The 25,899-nt window shown below is 41.9% G+C and carries 23 protein-coding genes, 4 pseudogenes, 1 riboswitch and 1 other annotated feature; of the genes and pseudogenes, 12 read left to right on the forward strand and 15 right to left on the reverse strand.

From position 1 onward, the window contains the following. Window positions 1-6: 6 nt before the first annotated feature. From ACIY19_RS03300 to ACIY19_RS03340, 9 genes are all read right to left on the reverse strand, one after another. Window positions 7-573: an aminodeoxychorismate/anthranilate synthase component II gene (locus ACIY19_RS03300; protein WP_000601931.1), complete on the reverse strand. Its 567-nt coding sequence runs from the start codon at window positions 571-573 to the stop codon at window positions 7-9. Continuing rightward, complete coding sequence (gene trpE / locus ACIY19_RS03305) at window positions 570-1,931, reverse strand: anthranilate synthase component I (protein WP_409002687.1); 1,362 nt, start codon at window positions 1,929-1,931, stop codon at window positions 570-572. The genes ACIY19_RS03300 and trpE overlap by 4 nt, the downstream gene beginning before the upstream one ends. A gap of 377 nt (window positions 1,932-2,308) precedes the next feature. Beyond that, window positions 2,309-2,540 (reverse strand) — a binding site (T-box leader). Continuing rightward, window positions 2,531-3,709 carry a tryptophan synthase subunit beta gene (gene trpB, locus ACIY19_RS03310; protein ID WP_000208452.1) on the reverse strand — a complete coding sequence of 393 codons (1,179 nt, stop codon included), beginning with the start codon at window positions 3,707-3,709 and terminating at the stop codon, window positions 2,531-2,533. (Overlaps the previous feature by 10 nt.) 333 nt (window positions 3,710-4,042) lie before the next feature. Beyond that, entirely contained in the window at window positions 4,043-5,269 is a 1,227-nt protein-coding gene (locus tag ACIY19_RS03315) for a DegT/DnrJ/EryC1/StrS aminotransferase family protein (RefSeq protein WP_001134534.1), read from the reverse strand. Window positions 5,270-5,311: 42 nt separating this feature from the next. After that, on the reverse strand, window positions 5,312-6,004 hold the full coding sequence (locus ACIY19_RS03320) for a sugar transferase (RefSeq protein ID WP_409002688.1): 693 nt from the start codon (window positions 6,002-6,004) through the stop codon (window positions 5,312-5,314). A 183-nt stretch (window positions 6,005-6,187) separates the two neighbouring features. Next, the gene (locus ACIY19_RS03325) at window positions 6,188-7,930 is read right to left on the reverse strand and encodes an ABC transporter ATP-binding protein (RefSeq protein ID WP_001180033.1); all 1,743 of its coding nucleotides are present in this window, start codon (window positions 7,928-7,930) and stop codon (window positions 6,188-6,190) included. Then, the gene (locus tag ACIY19_RS03330; protein ID WP_409002689.1) at window positions 7,920-9,665 is read right to left on the reverse strand and encodes an ABC transporter ATP-binding protein; all 1,746 of its coding nucleotides are present in this window, start codon (window positions 9,663-9,665) and stop codon (window positions 7,920-7,922) included. The genes ACIY19_RS03325 and ACIY19_RS03330 overlap by 11 nt, the downstream gene beginning before the upstream one ends. Before the next feature lie 206 nt (window positions 9,666-9,871). Continuing rightward, window positions 9,872-10,507, reverse strand: a complete 636-nt coding sequence (locus ACIY19_RS03335; RefSeq protein ID WP_000174433.1) for a DUF421 domain-containing protein — start codon at window positions 10,505-10,507, stop codon at window positions 9,872-9,874. Then, window positions 10,504-10,959: a DUF3290 family protein gene (locus ACIY19_RS03340; protein ID WP_000675318.1), complete on the reverse strand. Its 456-nt coding sequence runs from the start codon at window positions 10,957-10,959 to the stop codon at window positions 10,504-10,506. Before ACIY19_RS03340 ends, ACIY19_RS03335 begins: the two co-directional genes overlap by 4 nt. A gap of 133 nt (window positions 10,960-11,092) precedes the next feature. Here ACIY19_RS03340 and ACIY19_RS03345 point away from each other — a divergent pair, with 133 nt between their 5' ends. The 4 genes from ACIY19_RS03345 (at window position 11,093) to ACIY19_RS03360 (ending at window position 14,511) form a co-directional block, all read left to right on the forward strand. Then, window positions 11,093-11,920, forward strand: coding sequence for an exodeoxyribonuclease III (locus ACIY19_RS03345; RefSeq protein ID WP_000767450.1), 828 nt, complete (start codon window positions 11,093-11,095; stop codon window positions 11,918-11,920). A gap of 11 nt (window positions 11,921-11,931) precedes the next feature. Continuing rightward, window positions 11,932-12,318, forward strand: a complete 387-nt coding sequence (locus ACIY19_RS03350) for a VOC family protein (protein WP_000386235.1) — start codon at window positions 11,932-11,934, stop codon at window positions 12,316-12,318. A gap of 133 nt (window positions 12,319-12,451) precedes the next feature. Beyond that, a riboswitch (purine riboswitch) is annotated at window positions 12,452-12,547 on the forward strand. Between the two features lie 120 nt (window positions 12,548-12,667). Then, complete coding sequence (locus ACIY19_RS03355) at window positions 12,668-13,249, forward strand: xanthine phosphoribosyltransferase (RefSeq protein WP_000770381.1); 582 nt, start codon at window positions 12,668-12,670, stop codon at window positions 13,247-13,249. Beyond that, window positions 13,249-14,511, forward strand: coding sequence for a nucleobase:cation symporter-2 family protein (locus tag ACIY19_RS03360; protein ID WP_001171645.1), 1,263 nt, complete (start codon window positions 13,249-13,251; stop codon window positions 14,509-14,511). The genes ACIY19_RS03355 and ACIY19_RS03360 overlap by 1 nt, the downstream gene beginning before the upstream one ends. Window positions 14,512-14,565: 54 nt before the next feature. Here the strand turns inward: ACIY19_RS03360 and ACIY19_RS03365 are convergent, their stop codons facing one another. Beyond that, the gene (locus tag ACIY19_RS03365) at window positions 14,566-16,056 is read right to left on the reverse strand and encodes a Sau3AI family type II restriction endonuclease (protein ID WP_000372609.1); all 1,491 of its coding nucleotides are present in this window, start codon (window positions 16,054-16,056) and stop codon (window positions 14,566-14,568) included. Window positions 16,057-16,171: 115 nt separating this feature from the next. On the opposite strand from ACIY19_RS03365, the gene dcm reads away from it, so the two are divergent. After that, the gene (dcm, locus tag ACIY19_RS03370) at window positions 16,172-17,437 is read left to right on the forward strand and encodes a DNA (cytosine-5-)-methyltransferase (RefSeq protein ID WP_000865857.1); all 1,266 of its coding nucleotides are present in this window, start codon (window positions 16,172-16,174) and stop codon (window positions 17,435-17,437) included. Window positions 17,438-17,480: 43 nt separating this feature from the next. Here the strand turns inward: dcm and ACIY19_RS03375 are convergent, their stop codons facing one another. The 3 genes from ACIY19_RS03375 to ACIY19_RS03385 all read right to left on the reverse strand — a co-directional run bounded on the left by ACIY19_RS03375 (window position 17,481) and on the right by ACIY19_RS03385 (window position 20,633). Beyond that, the gene (locus ACIY19_RS03375; protein WP_000651197.1) at window positions 17,481-17,885 is read right to left on the reverse strand and encodes a PaaI family thioesterase; all 405 of its coding nucleotides are present in this window, start codon (window positions 17,883-17,885) and stop codon (window positions 17,481-17,483) included. A gap of 69 nt (window positions 17,886-17,954) precedes the next feature. Then, window positions 17,955-19,436, reverse strand: a complete 1,482-nt coding sequence (locus ACIY19_RS03380; RefSeq protein ID WP_000177013.1) for a UDP-glucose--hexose-1-phosphate uridylyltransferase — start codon at window positions 19,434-19,436, stop codon at window positions 17,955-17,957. A gap of 18 nt (window positions 19,437-19,454) precedes the next feature. After that, window positions 19,455-20,633: a galactokinase gene (locus tag ACIY19_RS03385; RefSeq protein WP_409002690.1), complete on the reverse strand. Its 1,179-nt coding sequence runs from the start codon at window positions 20,631-20,633 to the stop codon at window positions 19,455-19,457. A gap of 270 nt (window positions 20,634-20,903) precedes the next feature. On the opposite strand from ACIY19_RS03385, the gene galR reads away from it, so the two are divergent. After that, window positions 20,904-21,908 (forward strand): DNA-binding transcriptional regulator GalR, encoded by a 1,005-nt coding sequence (gene galR / locus ACIY19_RS03390; protein WP_409002691.1) that lies wholly within the window; start codon window positions 20,904-20,906, stop codon window positions 21,906-21,908. 34 nt (window positions 21,909-21,942) lie between these two features. On the opposite strand, the pseudogene ACIY19_RS03395 reads toward galR, so the two are convergent. Then, window positions 21,943-22,829: pseudogene (locus ACIY19_RS03395) on the reverse strand (cation diffusion facilitator family transporter). Window positions 22,830-22,961: 132 nt separating this feature from the next. Here ACIY19_RS03395 and ACIY19_RS03400 point away from each other — a divergent pair. Next, complete coding sequence (locus tag ACIY19_RS03400) at window positions 22,962-23,516, forward strand: TetR/AcrR family transcriptional regulator (protein WP_409002692.1); 555 nt, start codon at window positions 22,962-22,964, stop codon at window positions 23,514-23,516. A gap of 26 nt (window positions 23,517-23,542) precedes the next feature. After that, window positions 23,543-23,875: a hypothetical protein gene (locus ACIY19_RS03405; protein WP_000958148.1), complete on the forward strand. Its 333-nt coding sequence runs from the start codon at window positions 23,543-23,545 to the stop codon at window positions 23,873-23,875. A 35-nt stretch (window positions 23,876-23,910) separates the two neighbouring features. On the opposite strand, the pseudogene pnuC reads toward ACIY19_RS03405, so the two are convergent. Beyond that, window positions 23,911-24,417: pseudogene (gene pnuC, locus ACIY19_RS03410) on the reverse strand (nicotinamide riboside transporter PnuC); the annotation flags it as partial. 39 nt (window positions 24,418-24,456) lie between these two features. Here pnuC and ACIY19_RS03415 point away from each other — a divergent pair. The 4 genes and pseudogenes from ACIY19_RS03415 to ACIY19_RS03430 all read left to right on the forward strand — a co-directional run. Next, window positions 24,457-24,807: pseudogene (locus ACIY19_RS03415) on the forward strand (IS6 family transposase); the annotation flags it as partial. Window positions 24,808-24,831: 24 nt separating this feature from the next. Continuing rightward, window positions 24,832-25,152: pseudogene (locus tag ACIY19_RS03420) on the forward strand (DNA replication protein); the annotation flags it as partial. Then, window positions 25,145-25,402: a plasmid replication protein gene (locus tag ACIY19_RS03425; protein WP_001287840.1), complete on the forward strand. Its 258-nt coding sequence runs from the start codon at window positions 25,145-25,147 to the stop codon at window positions 25,400-25,402. The pseudogene ACIY19_RS03420 and the gene ACIY19_RS03425, both read left to right, overlap by 8 nt. A 12-nt stretch (window positions 25,403-25,414) precedes the next feature. After that, window positions 25,415-25,642 carry a hypothetical protein gene (locus tag ACIY19_RS03430; protein WP_001152922.1) on the forward strand — a complete coding sequence of 76 codons (228 nt, stop codon included), beginning with the start codon at window positions 25,415-25,417 and terminating at the stop codon, window positions 25,640-25,642. The last annotated feature ends 257 nt before the right edge of the window (window positions 25,643-25,899 follow it).

Below are 25,899 nucleotides of genomic sequence, written 5' to 3' on the forward strand. Positions count from 1 at the left end.
GTTTCCTCACTTTACAACCTTCTCGATAAAATTCCGAATAGAAGACAAGCCATCTGGCGTTCCGATACTTTCTGGATGGTACTGGAAGCCATAAATCGGCAGGCTTTTGTGTTGAATTCCCATAATAGCTTGGTCATCAGTCGAACGAGCTGTCACTTCAAACTCTTCTGGCATTTCTTCAATCAAAATACTGTGATAACGCATGACTGGACGACCATCCTCAATGCCTTGATAGAGAACAGATGGCGCTTCAAAGCTGATATTGCTTTGTTTTCCATGCATGACTTTTGGAGCCAAACCTAGCTTCCCACCAAAGACTTCTGCGATGGCTTGGTGCCCCAAACAAATCCCTAGAATTGGCTTCTTGCCTGCAAAGTCACGAATCATGTCTTCCATCTTTCCGGCATCCACTGGCCAACCAGGACCGGGAGAAAAGACCAGACCATCTGCTTTTTCAGCTTCTTCATACAGCTTGGAATCATCATTTCTCAAGACCTGCACTTCTGCGAAATTCCCAATGTATTGAGCCAAGTTATAGGTAAAAGAATCATAGTTGTCAATCAATAAAATCATGGTCTTAGTTCTCCAATTCTAGTCATAGATTTTGCCTTGTTAATGGTTTCTTGGTATTCATTTTGGGCAATAGAGTCATAGACAATCCCTGCCCCAGCCTGCACATAGGCTGTTTGGTTTTTGAGAATCATGGTTCGGATGGCAATAGCGAAATCCATATCGCCCGTTGCAGACAAGTAGCCGATTGCTCCTGCGTATACGCCACGTTTTTCCGTTTCCAGTTCATAGATGCGTCTCATGGCCCGAATCTTTGGTGCTCCTGAAACTGTTCCAGCTGGAAGTGTTGATTTCAAGGCATCCATAGCAGTGAGTTCTGGAAGCAAACGCCCTTTCACCACGCTGGTCAAATGCATAACATAGCGGAAGAGCTCCACTTCCATATACTTGGTGACTTGGACACTGGCCGTTTCAGAGATGCGGCCAATATCATTACGCCCCAAGTCTACCAACATCCGATGTTCTGCTGTTTCCTTCTCATCAGAAAGCAGGTCTGTCGCCAAAGCCTTGTCCTCTTCATCCGTAGCCCCTCTTGGTCGCGTACCGGCAATCGGATTGGTTGTCACGATGCCATTTTTGACAGAAACCAAACTTTCTGGACTAGCACCGATAATTTGATAATCACCAAAATCATAGAAATAGAGGTAATTAGATGGGTTGGTCACGCGGAGATTTCTGTAGAAGTCAAATGGATTTCCAGTAACTTCTGCTGAGAAACGCTGACTGAGCACGCATTGGAACATATCACCATTACGAATCAAGTCACGAGCTGTTTCGACCATTTGCTCAAACTTCTGAGGAGCGATATGCGGTTTGAAGTCCAGCGGAGATAGATCCAAGTCTTCAAATTCATTTGGAGCAGGAATGCGTAATTCCTCAAGTACTTGGTTCAAAGCTTTTTCCAAGTCTTCTTGAACACGCTCGCTGTAAAGAGCATCCTCAATGACATGGATTTTTTCCTTCTTGTGGTCAAAGACCATGTAACTCTCATAGACAAAGAAATGCATGTCTGGCGTCCCAATGGTATCTTGAGGGATTTGACCAATTTCTTCATAAAGAGAAATCATATCGTAACCAACAAAGCCAATAGCTCCCCCACCAAAAGGTAGGTCTGAATGGTGCTGGCTCTTATGAGTCACTTCATAAAGGAAATCCAAGGGATCCCGATCAATCACTTGACCATTTTGATAAAGGACTCCATTTTCAAACTGAATCTCAAAAACTGGATTATAGGCTAGGATAGAAAAACGAGCGGTTTCCTTGTCTCTCGGAATACTCTCTAAGATAACCTTGTGTTGCCCCTTTAGGCGCATATAAGCCAAGATTGGTGATAAGACATCTCCATGAATGATTCGTTCCATTGTAATTTCCCTTTCAGTTTCTTATTTTTAATTTTTTGTCTTTTTTCTATTTCCCTTAAATAGTGCGGACGGGAGGTAAAATTATCCAGTGGATGATTTTAGAAATCCATGAAATGAAAGACCTAATTTTCGAGCTCCTCGCTCATTCATTTCTAGGCTCAGGCTAAAATAGTTCCCCGAACTATTTTACTCTCAAAAATTCCGTTCTAGAGAAGCAAAGATGCTTCTCTAGAATACCACTATGGCGGGAAATAGCGGTTTAATGCTCACTTCGTTCGCAAATATTTTATAGAAATTTATTTAGTGATAAAGCATAATTTAAAACTGATAGCCATATCTACGATAAATATATAAAAATCCCCACGCAAAATAACTTGCGTGAGGACGAAATTCGCGGTGCCACCTCAATTATAGGATTTCTCCTATCTCTCATCCCTGTCTCAGATACCTCCTGTAACAGGCTGTGCGATAAAGGGCACTCCCTTGAGAATTATGTTTTCTTCTCTTGTTTCAGATGGACCCAACCTTACAGCATTCTCTGCTTGTTTCCAGCAACCACAAGCTCTCTGTGAGAGAAAAGACTGTAATTTTTCCATCTATTATTTTTTAGCTTCTAGGTAGTCTGCAATGGCAGCTACGTCCTTGTCTCCACGACCAGAGACATTGATGATGATAATCTCATCTTTACTTAGTTTCGGTGCACGTTTAACCGCCTCTGCGATAGCGTGCGAACTTTCGATCGCTGGGATAATCCCTTCAGTCTTGCTTAGAAGGAGCAAGGCTTGAACAGCTTCTTCATCTGTCGCTGCTACGTATTCCACGCGGCCAGAATCTTTGAAGTAGGCGTGTTCTGGGCCAACCCCTGGATAGTCCAAACCAGCTGAGATAGAGTAAACTGGCGCCAGCTCTCCGTCTTCCTTAAAGACTGCATAGGTCTTCATACCATCGACAATTCCGACACTACCCTTTGTCATAGTGGCTGCATGCTTGTCTGTGTCAAGCCCATGACCAGCAGCTTCGACCCCAACCAATTTGACTTCTTCATCAGCCACATACTGCGAAAAAGCACCGATGGCATTGGAACCACCACCTACACAGGCAATGACGTAGTCTGGTAAACGACCTTCTTTTTCTAAGATTTGACGACGAGATTCTTCACTGATGACCTTTTGGAATTCATGAACAATTGTAGGATAAGGATGAGGTCCTACAGCAGATCCCAAAACGTAGAAGGCTTCAAGGTCATTCATCCATGCTCCAAAAGCTGCATCGACCGCATCCTTGAGGGTACGAGTGCCTGTTTCAACTGCATGGACAGTTGCTCCCATCATCTCCATACGGAAAACATTGAGACGTTGACGCTCCACATCTTCTGCCCCCATGTAGACATCACAAGCCATACCAAACTTGGCTGCAGCAGCTGCTGTCGCAACACCATGCTGACCAGCTCCTGTTTCTGCAATCACTCGTTTTTTGCCCATACGTTTGGCAAGAAGGATTTGTCCTAAAACGTTGTTGAGTTTGTGAGAACCAAGGTGGTTCAGGTCTTCACGTTTAAGATAAATCTTAGCCCCACCTAGGTGGTCTGTCAAACTTTCCGCAAAATAAAGCGGTGTTTCGCGACCAGAATAATCCTTCAAGTAATGGCGAAATTCTGCCAAAAATTCTGAATCATCCTTGTATTTATCAAATGTCACTTCCAACTCATCCAACAAAGCCTGAATCGGCTCCGGTACAAAACTACCACCAAATTGTCCAAAATAACCTTTAGTTGTCATAAATTTTTCCTCTTTCAGTATTAATTTAAAGATATGAAAAAAGCCCACACACAGATTGGATTCTGTGTGAGGGCGTTGGTAACGCGGTGCCACCTCAATTATAAAGGGACTATTCCCCTTTACATCTCTGCCTTGTCTAACAACAAGTTGCACTGTAAGGTGTGCGCACCGAATTTTCATTGTTTCAAATTCATTTTTAAAATCAGCCCACTTTCACTACTTCCAACCACCTGTTCACAATCACCACAGGCTCCCTGAAGATCAAAAATAGTTACTTTTCTGATTTGTTGAGAATATTATATGCTATTGTCCGCTTTTTGTCAAGATTTTTTATTATTTTTTTCCAGAACCGAGGATTTCTTCAGAAATTCTCACCAAAGTCTGAACGATGTAATCAACTTCTTCATCGCTTAATTTAGTGTGAAGAGGGAGGGTAATTTCATTTTCAAAGAAGGCATAGGCCCTTGGATAATCTGCCATATCAAAACCAAGATTCTTATAGGCTGTCAAGAGAGGAAGCGGTTTATAGTGTACATTACTTGCAATTCCTGCTTTGGCCAATTCTTGGATGATAAGGTTGCGTTCTTCTAAACTTGCTCCTTCTACATGGGTGATGTAGAGGTGGCGTGAAGATTCGACAGTATCAGTCTTGTGTACCAGTGGGTGAATACGAGTACCTGCAAAACCACGATCATAGCGGTCCACGATGTCCTTACGACGTTCTAGCAAAGCTGGGTAACGATCCAATTGTACCAAACCAATCGAAGCCATGATATCGGTCATATTGCACTTGTAGGCTGGTGTGACGATATCGTATTCCCATGAACCCAATTGCATCTTGGCAAGAGCATCCTTTGTTTGACCGTGAAGGGAAAGGATTTGGAACTCCTTGTACATCTCTTCGTCGTCAATCGCTGGATTGGCTTTCCAAGTCGCACTTCCTCCCTCAGCAGTTGTAAAGTTCTTAACGGCATGGAATGAGAAGGAAGTAAAGTCAGCGATAGATCCAGCTGGTTGTCCTTTGTAAGTAGATCCCAAAGCATGAGCACTATCAGAGACAATCACGATACGGTTAAAGGCCTTTTGCCACTTGCTAGCAGCTGTAAAGAGATCACGTTTTTTCTCCACAACTTGGAACAAACGGTCATAGTCGCACACAATCCCTGCAAGCTCAACCGGAATAATCACCTTAGTCTTTTCAGTAATGGCTTGCTCTAGCAAGTCATAGTCCATTTCAAACGTATCTGCTTGGATATCCACCATGACAGGTGTCGCTCCTACGTGTGTGATGACACTGCATGAAGCTGTATAAGTCATAGCTGGAACGATGACTTCATCACCTGATCCCACTTCCAAAACACGTAAAATCAACTCAAGAGCGGCTGTCGCAGAGTTGAGGCAGACAGTCTTAGGTGTCTGTGTGTATTGAGACAAGCGACGCTCCAGTTCTTTTGTCTTAGGACCTGTTGTGATCCAACCAGAGCGCAGGGTATCCGCTACTTCAGCAATTTCTGCTTCTGTAATATCGGGTGGTGAAAATGGAATATTGTAATTTGGCATTGATTTGCTCCTTTTATCTGTACTCATTTTCTTATGACTACTTTATTTTAGCACTTCAAACACGGTTTGAAACATGATTTTGATGTCTCCAAGGAAACTAAATTCTCGGAGATAGGCGAGATTATAGCGCATCTTTTCAGGAAGAACATGCTCTACATAGGCCTGGTCAACCGACAGACCTTCCTCTGTCATCTGACTGATGATCGTGTCCTCATCCTTGTAGTTGATGCTGGCTGGAGAGGTGATTCCTGCTGGCAAGAGCAAGGTCGCCATCATTTCAGGACTATACTGCTCGGTGTAACGTGGCACTTCAGGACGGGTCCCTACAAAGGACATCTCGCCTTTAAGGACATTGACCAGCTGAGGTAGTTCGTCCAAGCGCACACGGCGGATGAAATTTCCAACCTTGGTAATGCGGCTGTCGTTAGCAGAAGTCACCAGGCTTCCTTTTTTATCCGCATCCGTTACCATAGTACGGAACTTCCAAATCTTGAACGGACGGTTGTACTGGGTCACGCGCTCTTGCTTGTAAATGACAGGTCCCTTGCTATCCAACTTGATCCAAATGCTCAAGATAAGAAAGGTGGGAGAAGTCAAAACTAGCAAAAACAGAGCCAGAACCCAGTCTAGGCAACGCTTGAAAATCAGCGAACCCTTCCTTTTAGAGACAAGCTGGTAATAAGACTCAACCTCGCTTGATTGCATTTCCACGGGCAAGTCTTCCCATTTCAGCATGCTGTTTCTCCTTTGTTTTTATTATACTATTTGTCAACATTTTTCATTATACCACAAAATGGAAAAGGCGGTGCAAGAAATCTGTGATTTGAAGAATTTCCTTCTGGTGCTCAATGAAAATCAAAGTACAGCTTTGAGGTTGCAGATAAAGCTGACATGGTTTGAAGAGATTTTCAAAGAGTATTAGGACATGGCCCCTGCCTGCAAGCTATACATTTTGTGATAGGTTCCTCCCAAGGCCAAGAGTTCCTCATGGGTTCCACTCTCTATGATGCGCCCCTTATCCAAGACATAAATACAGTTGGCGTCCTGGATGGTCGAAAGGCGATGAGCAATGGCAATGGTTGTCCGTCCCTGTCTCATCTTAGCTAGGGAATCTTGAACCAAACTTTCTGTTTCAGAGTCAATATTGGCTGTCGCTTCATCCAAAATCAGGATTTTAGGCTGACTGGCGACTGTTCTAGCAAAGGCAAGAAGCTGGCGCTGGCCAGTAGAAAAGCTCGAACCACGCTCGGAAACGGGGGCATCATAACCCTGCGGAAGGTCCTGAATAAAGGAATCTGCATCCACAAAGGCAGCCGCAGCCTGGACCTCTTCATCACTAATGTCTTGGTACATGGCGATATTGGACTTGATAGTCCCGTGATAGAGGAAGGGATCTTGTAAGACTAAACCGATATTTTTTCTCAGCTCTTCCTGACTGTAGTCTCTAATATCCACACCATCCAAGAGAACGTGGCCTGACTGAAATTCATAAAAGCGCATGAGGACATTGATAATGGAAGATTTCCCCGAACCTGTATGACCTACAAAGGCAATGGTTTCGCCCTTGTTAACTGAAAAGGAAATATCATCCAGAATCGGATGTTTGCCATCATATGAGAAACACACATGTTCAAAACGGATATTGCCTTCTTGGACTTTTGCTTGCTCATCTTCTTGAAGAGGCTCATAGGTCATTTCATCAATCAAGGCAAAGACACGACCTGCAGACACCATGGAAGTTTGAAGGGTTGAAAAGTTTTGCGTCACCTCAATCAGGGGATCAAAAAGACGGTTGATGTACTGGATAAAGGCATACATGGTTCCGGCTGTTATCCCGATTGAAAGACCACGGTAACCAAAGTAAGCCATCAAAACAGCGTAGCCTAGGAGTTTCAGCAAACTCATAGCAGGTCTCAAAAAGAGGGCATCCAAGGCTACAGATCGGTTGGCATAGACCAAGTGTTCTTGGTTGATTTCATCAAATTCTGCCTGCAGGCGCTTCTCTTGATTAAAGGCCTGGATAATCCTGATCCCCTCGATATTCTCTGCCAGCTTACTATTGATATCTGACAAGAGACTTCTGGTTTTCTCGATGATTTTCACTGATTTTTTCCGGTAGAGATTGACCAAAAGGAAAATCAAGGGAAGAAAGAGCAAGACTAAAGCTGTCAAACGAAAATCCAGCACCAACATGGTATACAGGGTTGTCAGAAAGATGAAGACTGCTGAAATAAAGCTGGATAAAATCCCCGAAAACATATCACTGATGGTCTCGGTATCATTTGTCAAACGAGAAACGATGGAACCTGCTGGCGTCTTGTCAAAATAAGACATGCCCAGTTTCTCCATATTGGCAAAGGCATCGCGACGAATATCTCTGACAATACTGTAGGACACCCGCGCAAAGAGAAGATTGCCGACATACTGAACTAGAGTTTGTAGGAGATAAAGACCATAGTAGGCTAATAAAACTGTAATAGCAAGATGGTTTAGGTTGCTGAGGTACTGGTCGATAAAGTGGGAAGCCACAAGGGGAATGACACTTTTAATGACTGTAGTCACGAGGAGAAAACTGAGTGCCAAAAAGGTCAGGAGGCCATAGGTCTTGAGATAGGACATCAAGCGCTTCAATACAGCCCATTGTTCTTTCTTATTCTGCATCTTCTTCTCCTTTCATTTCCAACTGCTGAGACTGATAGGTTTGGGCATACCAGCCATCTAAAGCTAGCAGGTCTTCGTGTGTACCGCGTTCTATGATTTGGCCATTTTGCAGAACCAAAATCAGATCTGCATGTACAACTGCACTGAGGCGATGGGCTGTGATAATGGTTGTCTTATCCTTCCGCGTCTCCTTGAGATTGTCGATGATTGCATACTCCGTCTTGGCATCCACGGCGGACAAGGAATCATCTAAAATCAAAATATCAGGGTCTAAAATCATAGCCCGACTCATTGCCAGACGTTGCTTTTGACCACCTGAGAGACTGACTCCTTTTTCACCTATCAGCGTATCAAATCCCTGAGGCATGTCTACAATATCTTGGTAAACTTGTGCTAGCTTGGTCGCTTCCTCGACTGCTGAAAGGGGCAAGTTCGGATTGCCGAAGCGGATATTGTCTAAGATAGAGGTCGCAAAGAGAAACTGGTCCTGAGGAACATAGCCCATGAGACCACGAAGGTCTGTCAGACGATAGTCCCGAATATCATGACCGTTTAGGTAAATAGCTCCCTTATCCACATCGTATTCACGCAAGAGGAGCTTAATCAAGGATGTTTTTCCAGAGCCTGTCTGACCGACCAAGCCTAGGGTTTGTCCTTTTTCTAAACTAAAGTGAATATCCGTCAGTGTCTCCTCATTTTCAAAGGCAAAGCTGTCAATGGCGTACTTCAAACGTCCATTTTCGATACTGTCCAGAGGAAACTCAGGGTCTTTTACAGGTGATTCCTGAGACAAAAGTTCCTCAATCCGCTGGAAAGAAACCTTGCCTCGCTGAGTGATATTAAAGAGGAAGCCAATGGCCATAAGAGGCCAAACCAGCATATCCAAGTAGCTGATAAAGGTAACCAGATTTCCAACCGTAATCTGCCCCTCCTGAACCATCAAAGAACCGAGCAAAAGAGTTAAAACATAGGATGAACCAACAAACAAGAGAACCATGGGGTCAAACAAGCTATCGTATTTCATGGTTTGCAGGTTCTTTTGGAAGGTCAATTCATTTACTTCCTGAAAAGACTCCAGCTCATCCGTCTGATAACCGAAAGACTTGGTCACTTTGATACCTGATACAGACTCCTGCACCTTGTTATTGAGTTCGGAAAAGGCAGCTTGAGATTCTCCGAAAGCCTTATGAGTCTTTCTCCCTAGACGACTGGTCGCATAAGCCATAAAAGGCAAGGGTAGAATGGCAACCAAGGTCATTTGCCATGAAATGCTAAAGAGCATGGTCAGCAAAGTCACCAAAGCTGTGATAGAGGCATCCACCGCAGACATGACTCCACCACCTGCGAGACGAGTCAAGGCATTGATATCGTTGGTGGCATGCGCCATCAGGTCCCCCGTCCGATAGGTCTGATAAAAGGCTGGAGACATTTTTGTGAAATGCTCAAATAAGCGAGAGCGCATAATCTGTCCCAGACGGTAGGAAGTCCCAAGAATATACATACGCCAAACATAGCGCAGATAGTACATCCCAAAAGCCGCAAGAAGCAAGTAAAATAGGTCAAGAAGGAGGTCCTGCTGGGTTAATTGCTCCGATGTGATGGCATCAATCACCCGTCCCATGACCATGGGGGGAATTAGATTGAGAACGGAAACCAAGACTAAGGCCACAATCCCGACTAGATAACGGCGCTTTTCTAACTTGAAAAACCACCAGAGTTTTTGAATAATGGACATAAAATCCCTTTCTGATTGCAAATGGAAACCTGAGGCCAAGACTCAATGAAAATCAAAGAGCAAACTAGGAAACTAGCCGCAGGCTGCTCAAAGCACTGCTTTGAGGTTGTAGATAGAACTGACGAAGTCAGTAACCTACATACGGCAAGGCGACGTTGACGCAGTTTGAATTTGATTTTTGAAGAGTACAAGACCCCAGGTTTTTCTTATTCATAAGTTACGACTGTGACGGCACCCTTGTCATACTCAGCGATAAAGATATTGGCAACATTGTCATACCCTTGTTTGCTGAGGTTATCAAGTAGCCATTCTTCGCTCCGACCAATGGTCTCCAAAATTTCGACTTGGATCACACCGTCTGTGACAACAGGATACTTGGGATTCTCATCTCCCATTTGGACTACGATAAGTTGACCGTTCTGCTCCTGCATAGCGCGTTTGACCTGTTTCATTTGGAAAATTCCCTGACTACGTAGCTTAAGAGCTACGTCCGCTGCTGATAAACCAACCGAACGGCAGGCTTCTGGATCAATCTTCCCATTTTTGATGAGCAGGGTTGGCTTCCCATCAATCAAACGTTTCACAAAGTGAACATTATTGTTCAGCCATTTGAGAGTCAAGACCAGAATGGTCCACATAATCAGGATAACTGCATACTGAAGGATACTGATAGCGCTATTGTAAATCACCCCACCGATGATCCCCCCGAGTACATAGTTCTGAATTTGATCTATTGCTGAGTTAGGCGCTAGGTTACCCTTTCCGGTCACATTAATTACGAAAACCAGAGAAAAGAGACCCAAGGCTAGTTTAATTAAAATTTCGATATAATTGAGTGTCATTTGTTCACCTCCACCAGTTCAATTGCATCCGTTTTATACAATTCCACTTTCTCTAGCAGGTACTTGTCTGGCTCACTTCCGTTCAAGGCACGGTAATAGCGATCTCCGACCTTGATAAGTGCGCCATCCGTATCTGCAGAAGTATTGACATAAACCTCTGACTTGTCTACTCCCAATTCTTTGGAAACAAGCTCGATGAAATGAAGTGAAGCTTGAAATTTATTATTAGAAACTTGATTATTTTGATAAGTTGTGATGCTGACCAAAAGGAGAGCTAATAAGGTCAAAGCTGAAATCATGACCAACTCACGAAATTTGGTCCCCTTTTTATCATGGTAAGCCTTGAAAGCTAAAAATCCTGTCACAGCTAATAGGACAATCCCTAAAGCAATCATGATGCCATTTTGCTGACCGATTTGGCTGAGGACATAGTCATAAGAATAGAATTTCATGTATTTTCACTCCCTTTCATAAAATCATTCTTAATTATAAACGAAAGAGGGTGATTTTTCAAACCATACGTTGGGGAAATACGCCTTTTTTTGGTATAATATAGTCTGTAATCTGAATGAAAAAGGTAAGTTTATGAAACTCATATCATGGAATATTGATTCCCTCAATGCTGCCCTAACGAGCGACTCAGCTCGTGCAAAATTGTCCCAAGAAGTCCTACAAACCTTGGTAGCTGAAAATGCTGATATTATCGCTATCCAGGAAACCAAGCTTTCTGCAAAAGGGCCTACAAAGAAACACTTGGAAATTTTAGAAGAACTCTTCCCAGGTTATGAAAACACTTGGCGTTCCTCTCAAGAGCCTGCCCGCAAAGGCTACGCTGGAACCATGTTCCTTTATAAGAAAGAACTCACGCCAACGATTAGCTTCCCAGAAATCGGGGCTCCTTCTACCATGGACTTGGAAGGCCGCATCATCACCTTGGAATTTGATACATTTTTCGTAACGCAAGTTTACACTCCAAACGCTGGTGATGGGCTCAAACGCTTGGAAGAACGCCAAGTCTGGGATGTCAAATATGCTGAGTATTTGGCGCAACTAGACAAAGAAAAACCAGTCCTTGCGACTGGAGACTACAACGTAGCTCACAAGGAAATCGACCTTGCAAATCCTGCCAGCAACCGCCGTTCACCAGGATTTACAGACGAGGAGCGTGCTGGATTTACCAACCTCTTGGCAACTGGGTTTACTGACACCTTCCGCCACATTCATGGTGATGTCCCAGAGCGCTATACTTGGTGGGCACAACGCAGCAAGACTTCTAAAATCAACAATACAGGCTGGAGAATCGACTACTGGCTCACCAGCAATCGCGTGGCTGAAAAGGTGACTAAGTCTGACATGATTGACTCAGGTGCGCGCCAAGACCATACGCCAATTGTATTGGAAATTGAACTCTAAGGAGAAAGCTAATGGACTATCAAGCTGTCATTCCTGAATTTGTAGTATCTGACCTCGAAAAGTCACGCCACTTCTACTGCGACTTGCTGGGATTTTCTGTCGAATACGAGCGTCCAGAGGAGAAATTTCTCTTCCTCTCGCTTGAAGACTGCCAACTTATGCTAGAAGAAGGCAGCACAGAAGAATTAGCCCAACTAACCTATCCTTTCGGGCGCGGTGTCAATATTTCCTTTGGCATTGAAGATGTCCCTCAGCTCCACCAAAAACTGCTAGAAGCTGACTATCCTATTTATCGTCCGCTGACCAAAAGAGAATTTCGAGTGGGAGATAGCTTTATTTACCCTCATGAATTTGCAGTTTTGGATCCAGATGGTTATTTTCTAAGATTTAGCGAATAGAATAATCGAAGTCTACAATACTATCTAGCATTGCAGCCTTTTATTCGTTCGTTTTTATGATCTATTTACTAACAAAATATTTGATTTATAAAGCTAATTGGTGTAAAATATAAACATTGGCAGTAGCCTGTTTAAAATTGAATATCATTTTACTTGTTTATGTCGTGAATTGGCACGACGTTTCTACAAGGTGCCGGAACACCTAACAATGAGTATGTCAGCTGAAGGTATGGTTTTGGCCATACCTATTTTGAGGACTTACTTAGGGGATTAAGTAGGTCCTTTTTCTATTACATAGTAGAAACTCTAGACAAGCAAATGAAGCATCTTTTAGACTTTAGGAGGTCTTATGAAATTATTAGAAGAGCGCATCCTTGAGGATGGGCATATCTTGGGGGACAATATCCTCAAGGTGGATTCCTTTTTAACCCATCAAGTTGACTTTAGCTTGATGCGAGAGATTGGGAAGGTATTTGCGGACAAATTCGCTTCTGCTGGCATTACCAAGGTCGTAACCATTGAAGCGTCAGGTATTGCCCCAGCCATTTTTACTGCCGAAGCTTTGAATGTTCCCATGATTTTCGCCAAGAAAGCTAAAAACATCACCATGAACGAAGGAATCTTAACCGCCCAAGTCTACTCCTTTACTAAGCAGGTGACCAGCACCGTTTCCATCGCTGGAAAATTCCTCTCACCTGAGGACAAGGTCTTGATTATCGATGATTTCCTAGCAAATGGACAAGCTGCCAAAGGCTTGATCCAAATCATCGAACAAGCCGGAGCAAAAGTTGAAGCCATCGGTATCGTGATTGAAAAGTCTTTCCAAGATGGTCGTGATTTGCTTGAAAAAGCTGGCTATCCAGTTCTATCACTGGCTCGCTTGGATCGTTTTGAAAACGGTCAGGTCGTATTTAAGGAGGCAGATCTCTAATGCAAAAACAAGAAAAACATTCGCAAGCAGCCGTTCTTGGATTGCAACACTTATTAGCCATGTACTCAGGTTCTATCCTGGTTCCTATCATGATTGCGACAGCTCTTGGCTATTCAGCTGAGCAGTTGACCTACCTGATCTCCACAGATATCTTCATGTGTGGGGTGGCCACCTTCCTTCAACTCCAACTCAACAAATACTTTGGGATTGGACTACCAGTCGTTCTCGGAGTTGCCTTCCAATCCGTCGCTCCTTTGATTATGATTGGGCAGAGTCACGGTAGTGGGGCTATGTTTGGTGCCCTTATCGCATCAGGGATTTATGTGGTTCTGATTTCAGGCATTTTCTCAAAAGTGGCCAATCTCTTCCCCTCTATCGTAACAGGATCTGTCATTACCACGATTGGTTTAACCTTGATTCCTGTCGCTATTGGAAATATGGGAAATAACGTTCCAGAGCCAACTGGTCAAAGTCTCCTACTTGCTGCTATCACTGTTCTGATTATCCTCTTGATCAACATCTTTACCAAAGGATTTATCAAGTCTATCTCCATTTTGATTGGTCTGGTTGTTGGAACTGCCATTGCTGCTACCATGGGATTGGTTGATTTCTCCCCTGTTGCGGCAGCACCGCTTGTCCATGTTCCAACTCCCCTCTACTTTGGTGTACCTACTTTTGAAATATCATCCATCGTCATGATGTGTATCATTGCAACGGTGTCTATGGTTGAGTCCACTGGTGTTTATCTGGCCTTGTCTGATATTACTAATGACCCAATCGACAGCACGCGCCTGCGCAACGGTTATCGTGCAGAAGGTTTAGCCGTACTTCTCGGAGGAATCTTTAACACCTTCCCTTACACAGGATTTTCACAAAACGTTGGGTTGGTTAAATTGTCAGGTATCAAGACTCGTCTGCCAATCTATTATGCAGCTGGTTTCCTAGTCCTCCTTGGACTCCTACCTAAGTTTGGCGCCCTTGCCCAAATCATTCCAAGTCCTGTTCTTGGTGGTGCTATGCTGGTGATGTTTGGCTTTGTTTCCCTTCAAGGGATGCAAATCCTAGCGCGCGTTGACTTTGCTAACAATGAACACAACTTCCTTATCGCAGCTGTCTCCATCGCTGCAGGTGTCGGACTCAACAATAGTAATCTCTTCGTCAGCATGCCGACAGCCTTCCAAATGTTCTTCTCAAACGGAATCGTCGTAGCCAGCTTACTGGCCATTGTACTCAATGCAGTATTAAATCATAAAAAGAAATAAGAAAAAGAGGTGTGAGCCTCTTTTTTGTTTATCACAAATTGATTATAAATACTATCAATCCCAATTCCCAGCTAAGATTTCTTTTATAAACTTTTTAGGCATCCAAAAGGAGTGTTTTGTAATCCTACGTCCATCTGGAAGTTCATCCGTATCAGATAATGAACCTTTCCCAACAAATTTTCCTTTTTCAATTTCATAATAAGTATTTGTAGCGTGTAATTTCGTAAATAGGATTCTGTTTATCTTACTTTGAGGGAAATTGGTTGAAACTTTATTACCATTTTGGGTTAATTTAACTCCGTCAGAAATAATTTGTCTAGTTTCCTGCCACACTCTTTGTATTTCTTCTAATTGTCTATCCTGAAATCCCCAAAACTTGATAGAATCTAATACAAATAGCTTCGGTTCAATTTCCTTAAAAATAACGAAGAGGAATCGTTTATTGTAAATTTCATTATAAACATGTGATGATTCCCAACTATCATTTGCTGCTAGTTCTTTAAAACAATAAGTTTTAAACGGGGAGTCTTCCTTAGGTAAATTATTCTTATCTACTCGAATAACTCTCAAATTCATGTTTGCTTTTTGAAATTCTTTTGTCTTATCTAAATCCCCTGTTAAACCTAAAATTTTTCTAATCAGAGTACTATTCTTACCTTTTGCTTTGGGATTCACTTCAAATCTATCATATAACTCTTGTTCAGAGAAACCTTTGTAGGAGAGAATCTTCTCTGCAATAACCTCAGTAAATGATTTTTTCTCACCCCTAAAATTAGCCAGGACACTTTCTTGATCTGATTGATTAAAGATTTTATGATTAATCAGATAGGTCATATAACTTGATTTTAATTCCCAAGCTCTTTGTTTCGCTAATTCATAACTAAAAGGTTGTTGTCTTAAATCCTTTCCTTTACCTGCCCCTTTTGTACAAGTTGATAAATAGTTCCCATCTGATTCTGATAATTCATGTGCCCTTCCATTTTTGATTTTATCTGTAATCTTCTTATAGTCTTCAAGGATAACTGCCATATCCTCCTCAAACCATTCATATAAAAATATTTTTTCAATGACATAGTCCTTCATTGTTTGATTAGGAATTAAGCCATTGTAAAACAATAATAAAATCTTTGCGCATTTTTTCCATAAGTGGGTGGAGTAAAAATCCTCTAAATTTTCCTCCATATAGTTTAGTATTGTTAATACAAGTCGTTCTTTGGCACTAAGTGTCCCATTTTTGTTTACCTTAAAAGGAGTAACTTTTAATTCTACACCAATTTTTTCAAAGTCAGCTTCCGAGTCACTATTTGGCTGATAACCATAGAAATATTTTTCAATATAATTTCCATACTGCCCTTTTGACTTCATACTAATTGATTTATCTTGGACCTCAGAGACTACTCTATCATTATAATCGTCATATGATTTATAAAGCGAACGATTATACTCTTCCATAACATCGGAAAATTTTCTATTTAATAGTTTGTGAGAATATTCAATAACACTATCGATATCTTCATCGTTATAGTTAAATAAGTTTTGATCCATTTTCTTCTCCTATCTTTTATATTATATCAAATTAAACTAAAGCAAGCATTAATACTTGATCAATTATTGAAAATAGTATATAATGGATTAAACTGTAAAAAATTAAGGAGAAAAGATGAAAGTTCTCGAACTATTTGCTGGAGTTGGCGGTTTTCGCATAGGATTAGAAAATGCCGATAAGCAACTCTTTAAAACAAAATGGGCAAACCAATGGGAACCATCTCGTAAATCTCAAGATGCATTTGAGGTCTATGATTATCACTTCCCCAATAGCGAAAACATCAATATTAGTATTTCTGATATAACAGACGAACAATTCTCCAAAATGGATGCCGATATGATTGTCGGTGGTTTTCCTTGCCAAGATTACTCAGTTGCGCGTAGCAAGAAAGATGAAAAAGGAATTGAAGGGAAAAAAGGAGTTTTATTTTGGGAGATTATTAGAGCAACGGAAATAATTAAACCAAAATATTTAATCCTAGAAAATGTAGATAGACTTTTAAAAGCACCTTCAAAACAAAGAGGACGTGATTTTGCAATCATGCTCACAGCTTTTAATAATCTTGGATATTCTGTAGAGTGGAGAGTTATTAATGCTGCTGATTACGGAAGAAGCCAACGAAGACGCCGTGTATTCTTTTTCGTATATCGAAATGATACTGTATTTGCAAAAAGGATTGATAATCTTTACGAAAAAAAGGAAGAAATTTTTGAAGATAATAGGTATGATGACTATATTTTCAATCAAGGCCTATTTGCAAAACAATTTCCTATTAAACCTATAGCAGTTAAAAATCGTCATGTGTTTTATGAGTTATCAAATGATATAATTGAGGTCTCAGATACTTTTACTGGTACCGTTTGGAATACAGGAATTATGAGACATGGAAAATACTATTCTATTGATACAGTACCTAATTACAATGGCAACCCTATCACTCTAGGAGAAATTCTTCAAGATGAAGAGGAGGTCCCAGAGAAATATTTCATTACAGATCCAGCAAAATTGGAAAAATTCCAATTCTTACGAGGTCCTAAACGAATAGAACGTACTTCTGCCACTGGACATACTTATATCTATTCTGAAGGAGGTATGGCTCCTTATGACGATTTAAATTTACCTGGTCGAACAATGTTAACTTCTGAAGGTACCGTCAATCGTTCTACCCATTTTCTTAAAGTTAATGGCAAATACCGTCTTATAACTCCAGTTGAAGCAGAACGCCTTCAAGATTTTCCAGATAATTGGACAGCTAAAAAGAAATTGTCAGATGGATCTATTGTCAACGTTTCTGATAAAATGAGAATGTTCTTTATGGGAAATGCTTTAGTTACTGAGATTGTAAAAGAAATTGCTAAGTTTATTAAAGAAATTGATTGATTTATCTGAAACAAAAAGAGGTGTGAGCCTCTTTTTTGTTTCTTTATATCCTTACCTGTCTGTCTTCAGACCGCTGACCTGTGATAAACATGGTAAAGGTTGCCTTGCAGACATTTCTGCCTTCTTGATTGGTGATATCGACATCCACGACACAGGTTGTGCGACCTTGATGGACACATTCTCCTTTAATGGTCAGCACATCGTCGAGTTTTCCTGCCTTGAGGTAGTTGATAGAGGACTGGAGTGTCACTCCATCAAGCCCTAGCGAGATAACCACCAAACCACTAATCTGGTCACAAAGGGTGAAGAGATAGCCACCATGGGCATTGCCATAATAGTTGAGCGACGAGTCCACTACTTTTGTCGTCACCACAACATGACCATCTCTCATTTTTTCTATTTCGTAATTTTCAAAGGCAGATATAGCGTCAAAATGAAAATCTTTCATCGTTTCCTCCTGATAGTTCAAACGACACTATGATACTACTTTTTATAGGACTGTGCAAGGAGAAAGCTCCTAGTCTGGCAAAATTCCGACCTGCTCTACAAATCGCATAAAGGCTGCCTGTCCTTGCTCCGTCTGCTTGTAAACTCCTGCATCCTCTAGAACGCGCGCAAAGATAGCACCCACAGAGTCCTTGACTATTTCAAGGGCTTTTTCTTTATCCGCTAGGTCCGGATATTGGGCTTTGAGCTGGTCTGCCCATTCCTGATGATAGTCGGCAACTGAGACTTCTTCTCCCACGAGGTAGCTGGCGACTTGCTCCACTTCTGCTTTCAAACGAGGTGGTAAGATTGCCAAGCCCATGACCTCAATCAAGCCGATATTTTCCTTCTTGATATGTTGAACATCCTTGTGGGGATGATAGATGCCATCAGGATGCTCTGGCGATGTCTGATTATCCCGCAAGACCAAGTCCAATTCAAACTGTCCATCACGCTTACGCGCAATCGGTGTGATAGTGTGATGCGGTCTCCCGTCTGTCTCTGCTAAAATCTGCACTTCAGGATCTGAATATTGCCGCCATTCCTGTAAAATCTTGTCAGCCAAGTTAATCAAATCCTCTTTTGAATCCGAGGTCAAACGTAGCACTGACATAGGCCACTTGACAATCCCAGCCTTGACCTGTTCAAAACCAGCAAAACATAAAGTCTTTTGCAAAGGAGCCAATTCCATAGGAAATACGTGACGACCTCCCTGATAGTGGTCATGAGTCAGAATAGAGCCCCCCACGATTGGCAAGTCGGCATTAGAGCCTGCAAAATAGCCTGGAAACTGCTCTACGATCGCCAGCAGACGCTCAAAGCTCTGACGGCTGATAGCCATGGGACGATGCTGACCATCTAAGAAGATACAGTGCTCATTAAAATAAGCATAGGGCGAATACTGGAATCCCCACTCCTGACCCGCCATTTCGAAACGGATAATGCGGTGATTGCTACGAGCTGGATGGTTAACCCGACCATGGTAGCCTTCGTTCTCTAGACAAAGCTGACACTGGGGATAATTGCTAGCTTGCACCAATTTAGCTGCCGCAATCTCCTTTGGATCCTTTTCAGGCTTAGAGAGGTTGATGGTAATCTCAAGCTCTCCATAGTCTGATGGAACGCGATAAGCAATATTCTTAGCAATAGCCTTGAGCTTGATGTAGTCGTTTTTCTGGCTAAGTTGGTAGAAGTCCGCAATTGCCTGCTCAGGAGATTGGGCATAAGTTGCCCAAAAGTCACGATTGACCTGACTTGGACAAGGGGTTACCAAGTCCATCAGTTCAGCACCAAGGATTTCACGCGCAGTCTGACTATCCTCAATCGTCTCTAATCGAACCGTCTCCTCGACAAGCTGGTCCTTGAGGTCAATCAACTCATCTAGATTAGTCTCAACTTCCAAAACACCTTCACCCACTCGCGCCAAAACACGATTGGTTAAGTAGATTCGATCCATTTCCTCAAATGAACTTCCAGTAATAACATGTGTTACAAATTTATCTACTAAGGTCACGATAGAGCCTCCTTTTAACTAGTCAAGGACGCGAGTGCCACCTGCAACTTCAGCGATATAGAAGCTTGGAGCATATCCAACTACTTCCTCGTAGTACTTGCCAACGGCTTCTTTAAAGGCCTCAACAGTATCTTTTGGCACCAAGGCAATGGCACATCCGCCAAAACCTGCCCCTGTCATACGAGCACCGAGAACACCTTCCTGAGCCCAAGCGGTGTGAACAAGGGTATCCAATTCCAAGCCAGTTACTTCATAATCATGCTCAAGAGAAACGTGAGAAGCATTCATCAAGCGACCAAATGTTTCCAAATCACCTGCTTGAAGGGCTGCTTGAGCTTTAAGAGTACGTTGGTTTTCAAGCACAGCATGGCGAGCACGTTTCAAACGATTTTCGTCTTTAATCAGGTAGCTGTATTGGTCAAAAGCCCACTCATCCAATTCACCCAAGGTCTGAATATCCATGGCAGCTTGCAATTCTTCCACAGCTTTTTCACACTCAGCACGGCGTTCATTGTACTTAGAGTCCGCCAATTCACGACGTTTATTAGTGTTCATGATAACAACAACATTGTCCTTCAAATCAAGTGGCACCAAGTCATATTCTAACGTATTGGTATCCAGGTAAATGGCACGTTGGTCTGCCCCCATACCGATGGCAAACTGGTCCATAATACCAGAGTTGACTCCGATAAAGTTATTTTCCGTTTGTTTTCCGATTTTAACCAAATCCAAACGGTCTAGTTTTAGATCAAAGAGATACTCTGCCACGACCCCTGTCAAGAGTTCCAAAGATGCTGATGAAGACAAGCCTGCACCATTTGGGATATTCCCATAAACATAAAAATCAAACCCTTTGTCAATCACATGTCCAGCTTCTTGTAAGAAATGAAGAACCCCTTTTGGATAGTTGGTCCAGCTGTGCTCTTTTTCAAATTTGAGGTCAGCAAGAGGCACTTCAATGATACCCTTGTCCTCAAAGTTGGCTGAGTAGAAACGTAAAACTTGGTCATCACGCTTACGAGCTACCCCATAAGTCCCCAAGGAAATAGCTGCAGGAAAAACGTGGCCGCCATTGTAGTCTGTGTGTTCACCAATCAAATTGATACGGCCTGGTGAAAAGAAGGTTTGGTCTGCTTCTTGACCAAAAACTGCAAGAAAATCTTTGCGAAGGGCTTCAGCAGTAAGATGTTGTGTCATATGAATTCTCCTTTAACTGTCCGTTAAGTCACCTTATACTCAATGAAAATCAAAGAGCAAACTAGGAAACTAGCCGCAGGCTGTACTTGAGTACGGCAAGGCGACGTTGACGTGGTTTGAATTTGATTTTCGAAGAGTATTAACGTGTAATCGTTTTCTTCTATTGTATCCAAGGCATTTGCCAAGGTCAATCCTTTTTACTAAACTTTTACTAAACTATCAGTAAAAAGCAGAAAAATATGATATACTAACCTAAAAGGAGGAGGATTTATGGCTACCTTAAAAGACATTGCACAGCTAGCCTCTGTCTCTATCGCGACCGTATCTCGTGTCCTCAATCGCGACCAGAGTCTATCTGTTACAGAAGAAACCAGACACCGTATATTAACCGTTGCTGAAGAGCTGGGCTACACCAAGCATCTCAAGACAGGCGAATCCCACAAGCCCAAGCAAAAAATTGCCATTATCCAATGGGTCAGTGAACAAGGGGAGTTGGACGACCTCTACTACTACCAGATTCGTCTCGGTATTGAAAAAAGAGCCCAAGAGTTGGACTATGACATCTTGCGCTATTTTAATGACCATCCTTTTACATTAAGCGAGGAAGTGATTGGCATTCTCTGCATCGGAAAGTTCAGCCGAGCTCAGATTGCTGCCTTTGAAGAATACCAAAAACCTTTAGTCTTTATAGACAGCGATACCCTCTCATTAGGTCATACCTGTATTATCACTGACTTTTACACTGCTGTAAAACAAGTTGTAGACCATTTCCTCAGTCAAGGTATGAACTGTATCGGAATTCTCACAGGCCTTGAGGAAACAACCGACCAGGAAGAAATTATCCAGGATAAGCGGCTAGAAAATTTCAAAGACATTACCCAAGCAAAAGGTATCTACCATGAAGAACTGATCTTTCAGGGGAGCTTTACTGCCCAGTCTGGCTATGACTTGATGAAGGAGGCCATTCACAAGCTAGGAGAACAACTCCCACCAGCCTTTTTCGCAGCCAGCGATAGTTTAGCCATCGGCGCCCTCCGTGCCCTTCAAGAAGCTGGAATTAGCCTACCAGACCGCGTCAGCCTCATTTCTTTTAACGACACTAGCCTGACCAAGCAGGTCTATCCACCCCTATCTAGCATCACAGTCTATACTGAGGAGATGGGCCGAGCAGGTATGGATATTCTTAATAAAGAAGTCCTTCATGGACGAAAAATTCCTAGCCTGACCATGCTGGGAACCAGACTGACTCTGAGAGAAAGTACGAGAAATGAATAAGATATTAAAACGACCTCAACAAGAGGTCGTTTTTCTAATGATGATGCCCATGCTTCTGCTCTAACTTTCTCACCCTCCGCTTATGTTGCGCATGATTGCTTTGACTGCTATCCACTTCAATAGTGATATTCTGCACGCCTCTTTCTTCTAAACATTGACGCACCACTTCTTTGGTCTCCATCATCTGCTCCCAGTCCTCGATACAGATGTGGACAATAGCATTGTTCTCTAGACCGTCCATGGACCAAATACTAAGTTGGTTGATACTTTTGACATTGGGTAGAGCCTCTAAATCCTTCTCCAAATCACTTGTCTCGACTCCTTCTGGCACAGCATCTAAGAAAATCTTGAGTGCGCTCCAAAAGCGAGGAATGGCTTTCGACAGAATAAAGATGGAAATAACCAGTGATAAGAGCGGATCAAGGATATACCAATCTGTAAATCGGAGTATAATCGCCATTAGAATGACAGCCAACCAAGACTATCTTCCAAAAAATGCAAGCTAAGAATTGACTCGTTCTTTGTCTTTCCTTTACGAACTACCAGACTTGCCAGCACATTAATGGCTACTGCAATGATTCCCAGCCAGAGGATACCATTTTCATTAACGGGTTGAGGGTGAACGATCTTTGTGATATTTTCCAAAATCACTAGGACAGAGCCTATCATAAGAATCACAGCCGTTAGCATGGCCCCTAAAAGACTAAAACGTTTGTAACCCAAGGTGTACTGTCTATCTTCTTCACGATTGGAGATCGTTTCTAAAAGGGCTGAGATGCCAATGGCTATAGCATCCCCCAAGTCATGAACAGAATCAGCAAGAACTGCACTCGAACCAAAGATTCCTCCTGCGATAAACTCAACAATCGCATAGCTTAAATTTAAGAAAAAAGCTAACCAGATAGATGTTTTAGAACTCATTTCTCTCCCTCCTTTGGTATAATGGGTATATACATACTTCTTTCATTTGTATTATCTAATAAAATTCAAAGAAAGGATAGAAGCAAACTGTCAGCCCTGTTCAGTTCTGAACAGTTTGTCTCAAGTGTCTATATGCAAAAAAGAGATCGTCGGATTAGTAAGACGAAAAAAGCCATCTATCAAGCTTTTTTACAACTTTTGAACGACAAGGGCTATGATGCTACTACTGTCCAAGATATTATTGACCTAGCAGATGTAGGACGTTCTACTTTTTACTGTCACTATGAAAGCAAGGAACTCCTTTTAGATGAGCTCTGCCGCTACCTCTTTCATCATCTCTTTGAAAGGGAAGGACACTTTACTATCGAGGACTACCTCGCACATATCTTTTTACATTTTCAGAAAAACCAGGACCATGTCACCAGTCTCCTTTTTTCCAAAAACGACTACTTCCTACGCCAACTACACAAGGAACTCGAACACCACGTCTATCCCATGGTGGCGGATGACTTACAAGAGGCCTATCCGAGCATACCGGCCTCCTACCTCCAGCATTTTGTTGTGACGAACTTTATCGAAACTCTAACTTGGTGGCTAAAAAAAGGAAAATCTTATACAGAAGACCAAGTAGTGAGATTTTACTTAGATGTGATTGAGATGACTTCTATAACTCCGCTTGATAACTAAGCCTGTAACTCAGAAAGGAACCAACTATGTTAACTTCGATGATTCTAGGAATACTAACAATTGTACTAGCTCTCGGTTTTTCACTTCTCCATCTCGCAGCTGCTTTCGCAGCCATGAAACAAAAGAACTACAGTCTGGGAAACACGTGCATCTTGGTCGGCAGTTGCCTCACCTCTCTGGCTCTAGCCATCTTTTACTTCGTCCCACTTGCAACTATTCTACTATGGATTGTGGGTTCGAGTATCGTCTGCTATGGAGCCTACTGGAACGGCCAACAGAAAGAAAGTCAACATATATCGCACCACATCGTTCGTATAACGAGTGCTATTGTCATTACGGTATTATTCATTTTGCTCTAATACAAAAAAGGATCAGATGATCCTTTTTTACTTTTTTAAGAGCTTTTTGCTGCCTTGCTCCACTGATACCAACCAACTAGACTATTGATGAGATAAATTAAGTATTTCCCTTGGATTTGCAGGCTTTCTCCCCACCAGAGATAGATAGAAAAAACATTTGTAGCTGCCCAGAATATCCATTGCTCACGGTAAACAGCTGTCATGAGGATTTGCCCTACCCCATTGGTCGCATCGGTGATGGAATCGCGATAAGGACGATTGGCTCCGATAGACTGATAAATGAACCCAAAGACCAACCACCAAAGAACACTAATGGAAAGATACTTGGTCCAACCCTTGCCGTCCAGTTTACGCGCGACAAACTCCTGCTTTTCTTTCTTGAATTGTGCTTGGTAGATCCACACTAGAAGGCCAATTGGCTGCATGGCCGTGAAGTAAAGTGTCGTCAGCACCTCACCATAAAAGCCTTTTTGAAGGGCAAGCACCAGATAAATGATGGAATTAATCAAACCAAATAGGTAGTTACTAGCACGACCTTCAGCTTCTCAAAGAGCAGAAAAAAGGTTAGTAAGGCTTGAGAGATGAATCATTTTAAAGGCAAACAATTCCAACAAGACGTCATCATTGTCGCTGTTGGTTATTACCTACGTTACAATCTGAGCTATCGTGAAGTTCAGGAATTGCTTTATGACCGTGGAATAAATGTTTGTCACACTACGATTTATCGGTGGGTTCAAGAATACAGTAAAATCCTCTATCATCTCTGGAAAAAGAAAAATAAACAGTCCTTCTATTCGTGGAAAATGGATGAAACCTATATCAAAATTAAGGGGCGTTGGCATTATCTCTATCGAGCGATTGATGCGGACGGTTTAACATTGGATATCTGGTTACGAAAGAAACGTCGAGCAGACGATAACAGCTATAAGTTAGAAGATACCGCCTATCAAGAAGATAAAGCACGCAAAGCAGAAACCGAAGATAAGCTAGCTATTGAAGCAATGAAAAGCAAGTACACCACGCTATTGCTAGAAAATATGTTGCTAAGTCCGTTTGAAATGCAAGATACAAAAATCATGGCAGGATTGCAAGTCCACGTTTACCCCCTCTATGACGAACTGAAAGAATTAAGAGGACTAAATAGTGTTAAAGACCACTTGTCTTATGTTGCCAGCAGACGTGAAGAATATTCTAAGCATAATATCGCACGCTACCTCAAAAAAGCCATTGAACAATATCTACCAACGGTTAAAAGGCAGGACTTAAACCATGAGTGAAGACTTAAAAACGATCAAAGAGCTGGCGGATGAGTTGAGTGTTACAAAACAAAATATTCAATATCACTACCAAAGGTTACCAAAAGAATTACAGCTTAAAAGTTCCAATGGGTCTAATCTAATAAATTCTAAAGCAGAAAAAATAATTTTAGGTAAAGTAGAAAGTAGTAGCAAATCAAATACCAAAGACCAACAAATAAGTAGCAAAGACCAACAAATAGAAAAACTAACTAATTTGTTAGACCAGTAACAACGATTAGCCTTGCAAGATAAAAAGTTGCTAGAAGAATACAAGGCGGAAAATGATAACTTAAAAGCCCTCAAAATGCCCTCACAGGAAACAGAATTCAAACACTTAGACAATCAATATAAAGATGAAGTGAACGCTCTTAAAGAGAAGTTGGAAAATTTACAGGAACAAATCAAAGATCAAAAAAGGATAGAAAAACAAGAAAAACCAATAAAATGGTGGGGACTATGGCGAAAATAGATGATTCAGTTAAAAAGAAAGTTCCAGAATTGCGATTTAAAGGATTCACGGATGAATAGGAACAGCGTAAGTTGGGAGACGAAGTTCGAATAGTGATGGGACAGTCTCCTAATTCAGAAAATTATACTGATGATCCTAATGGGCGCTAAAAATGCGAAGACCTATGAAGACCTATTTTGTATTAGTCAAACAAAAAATCCAAAAGAAATGGTATATGATTATGACCATGAAACAAAGTAAAATCAAACCGAGTGATC

This window comes from Streptococcus sp. ST14 (genome assembly GCF_046098195.1).
Classification (GTDB): Bacteria; Bacillota; Bacilli; order Lactobacillales; family Streptococcaceae; genus Streptococcus.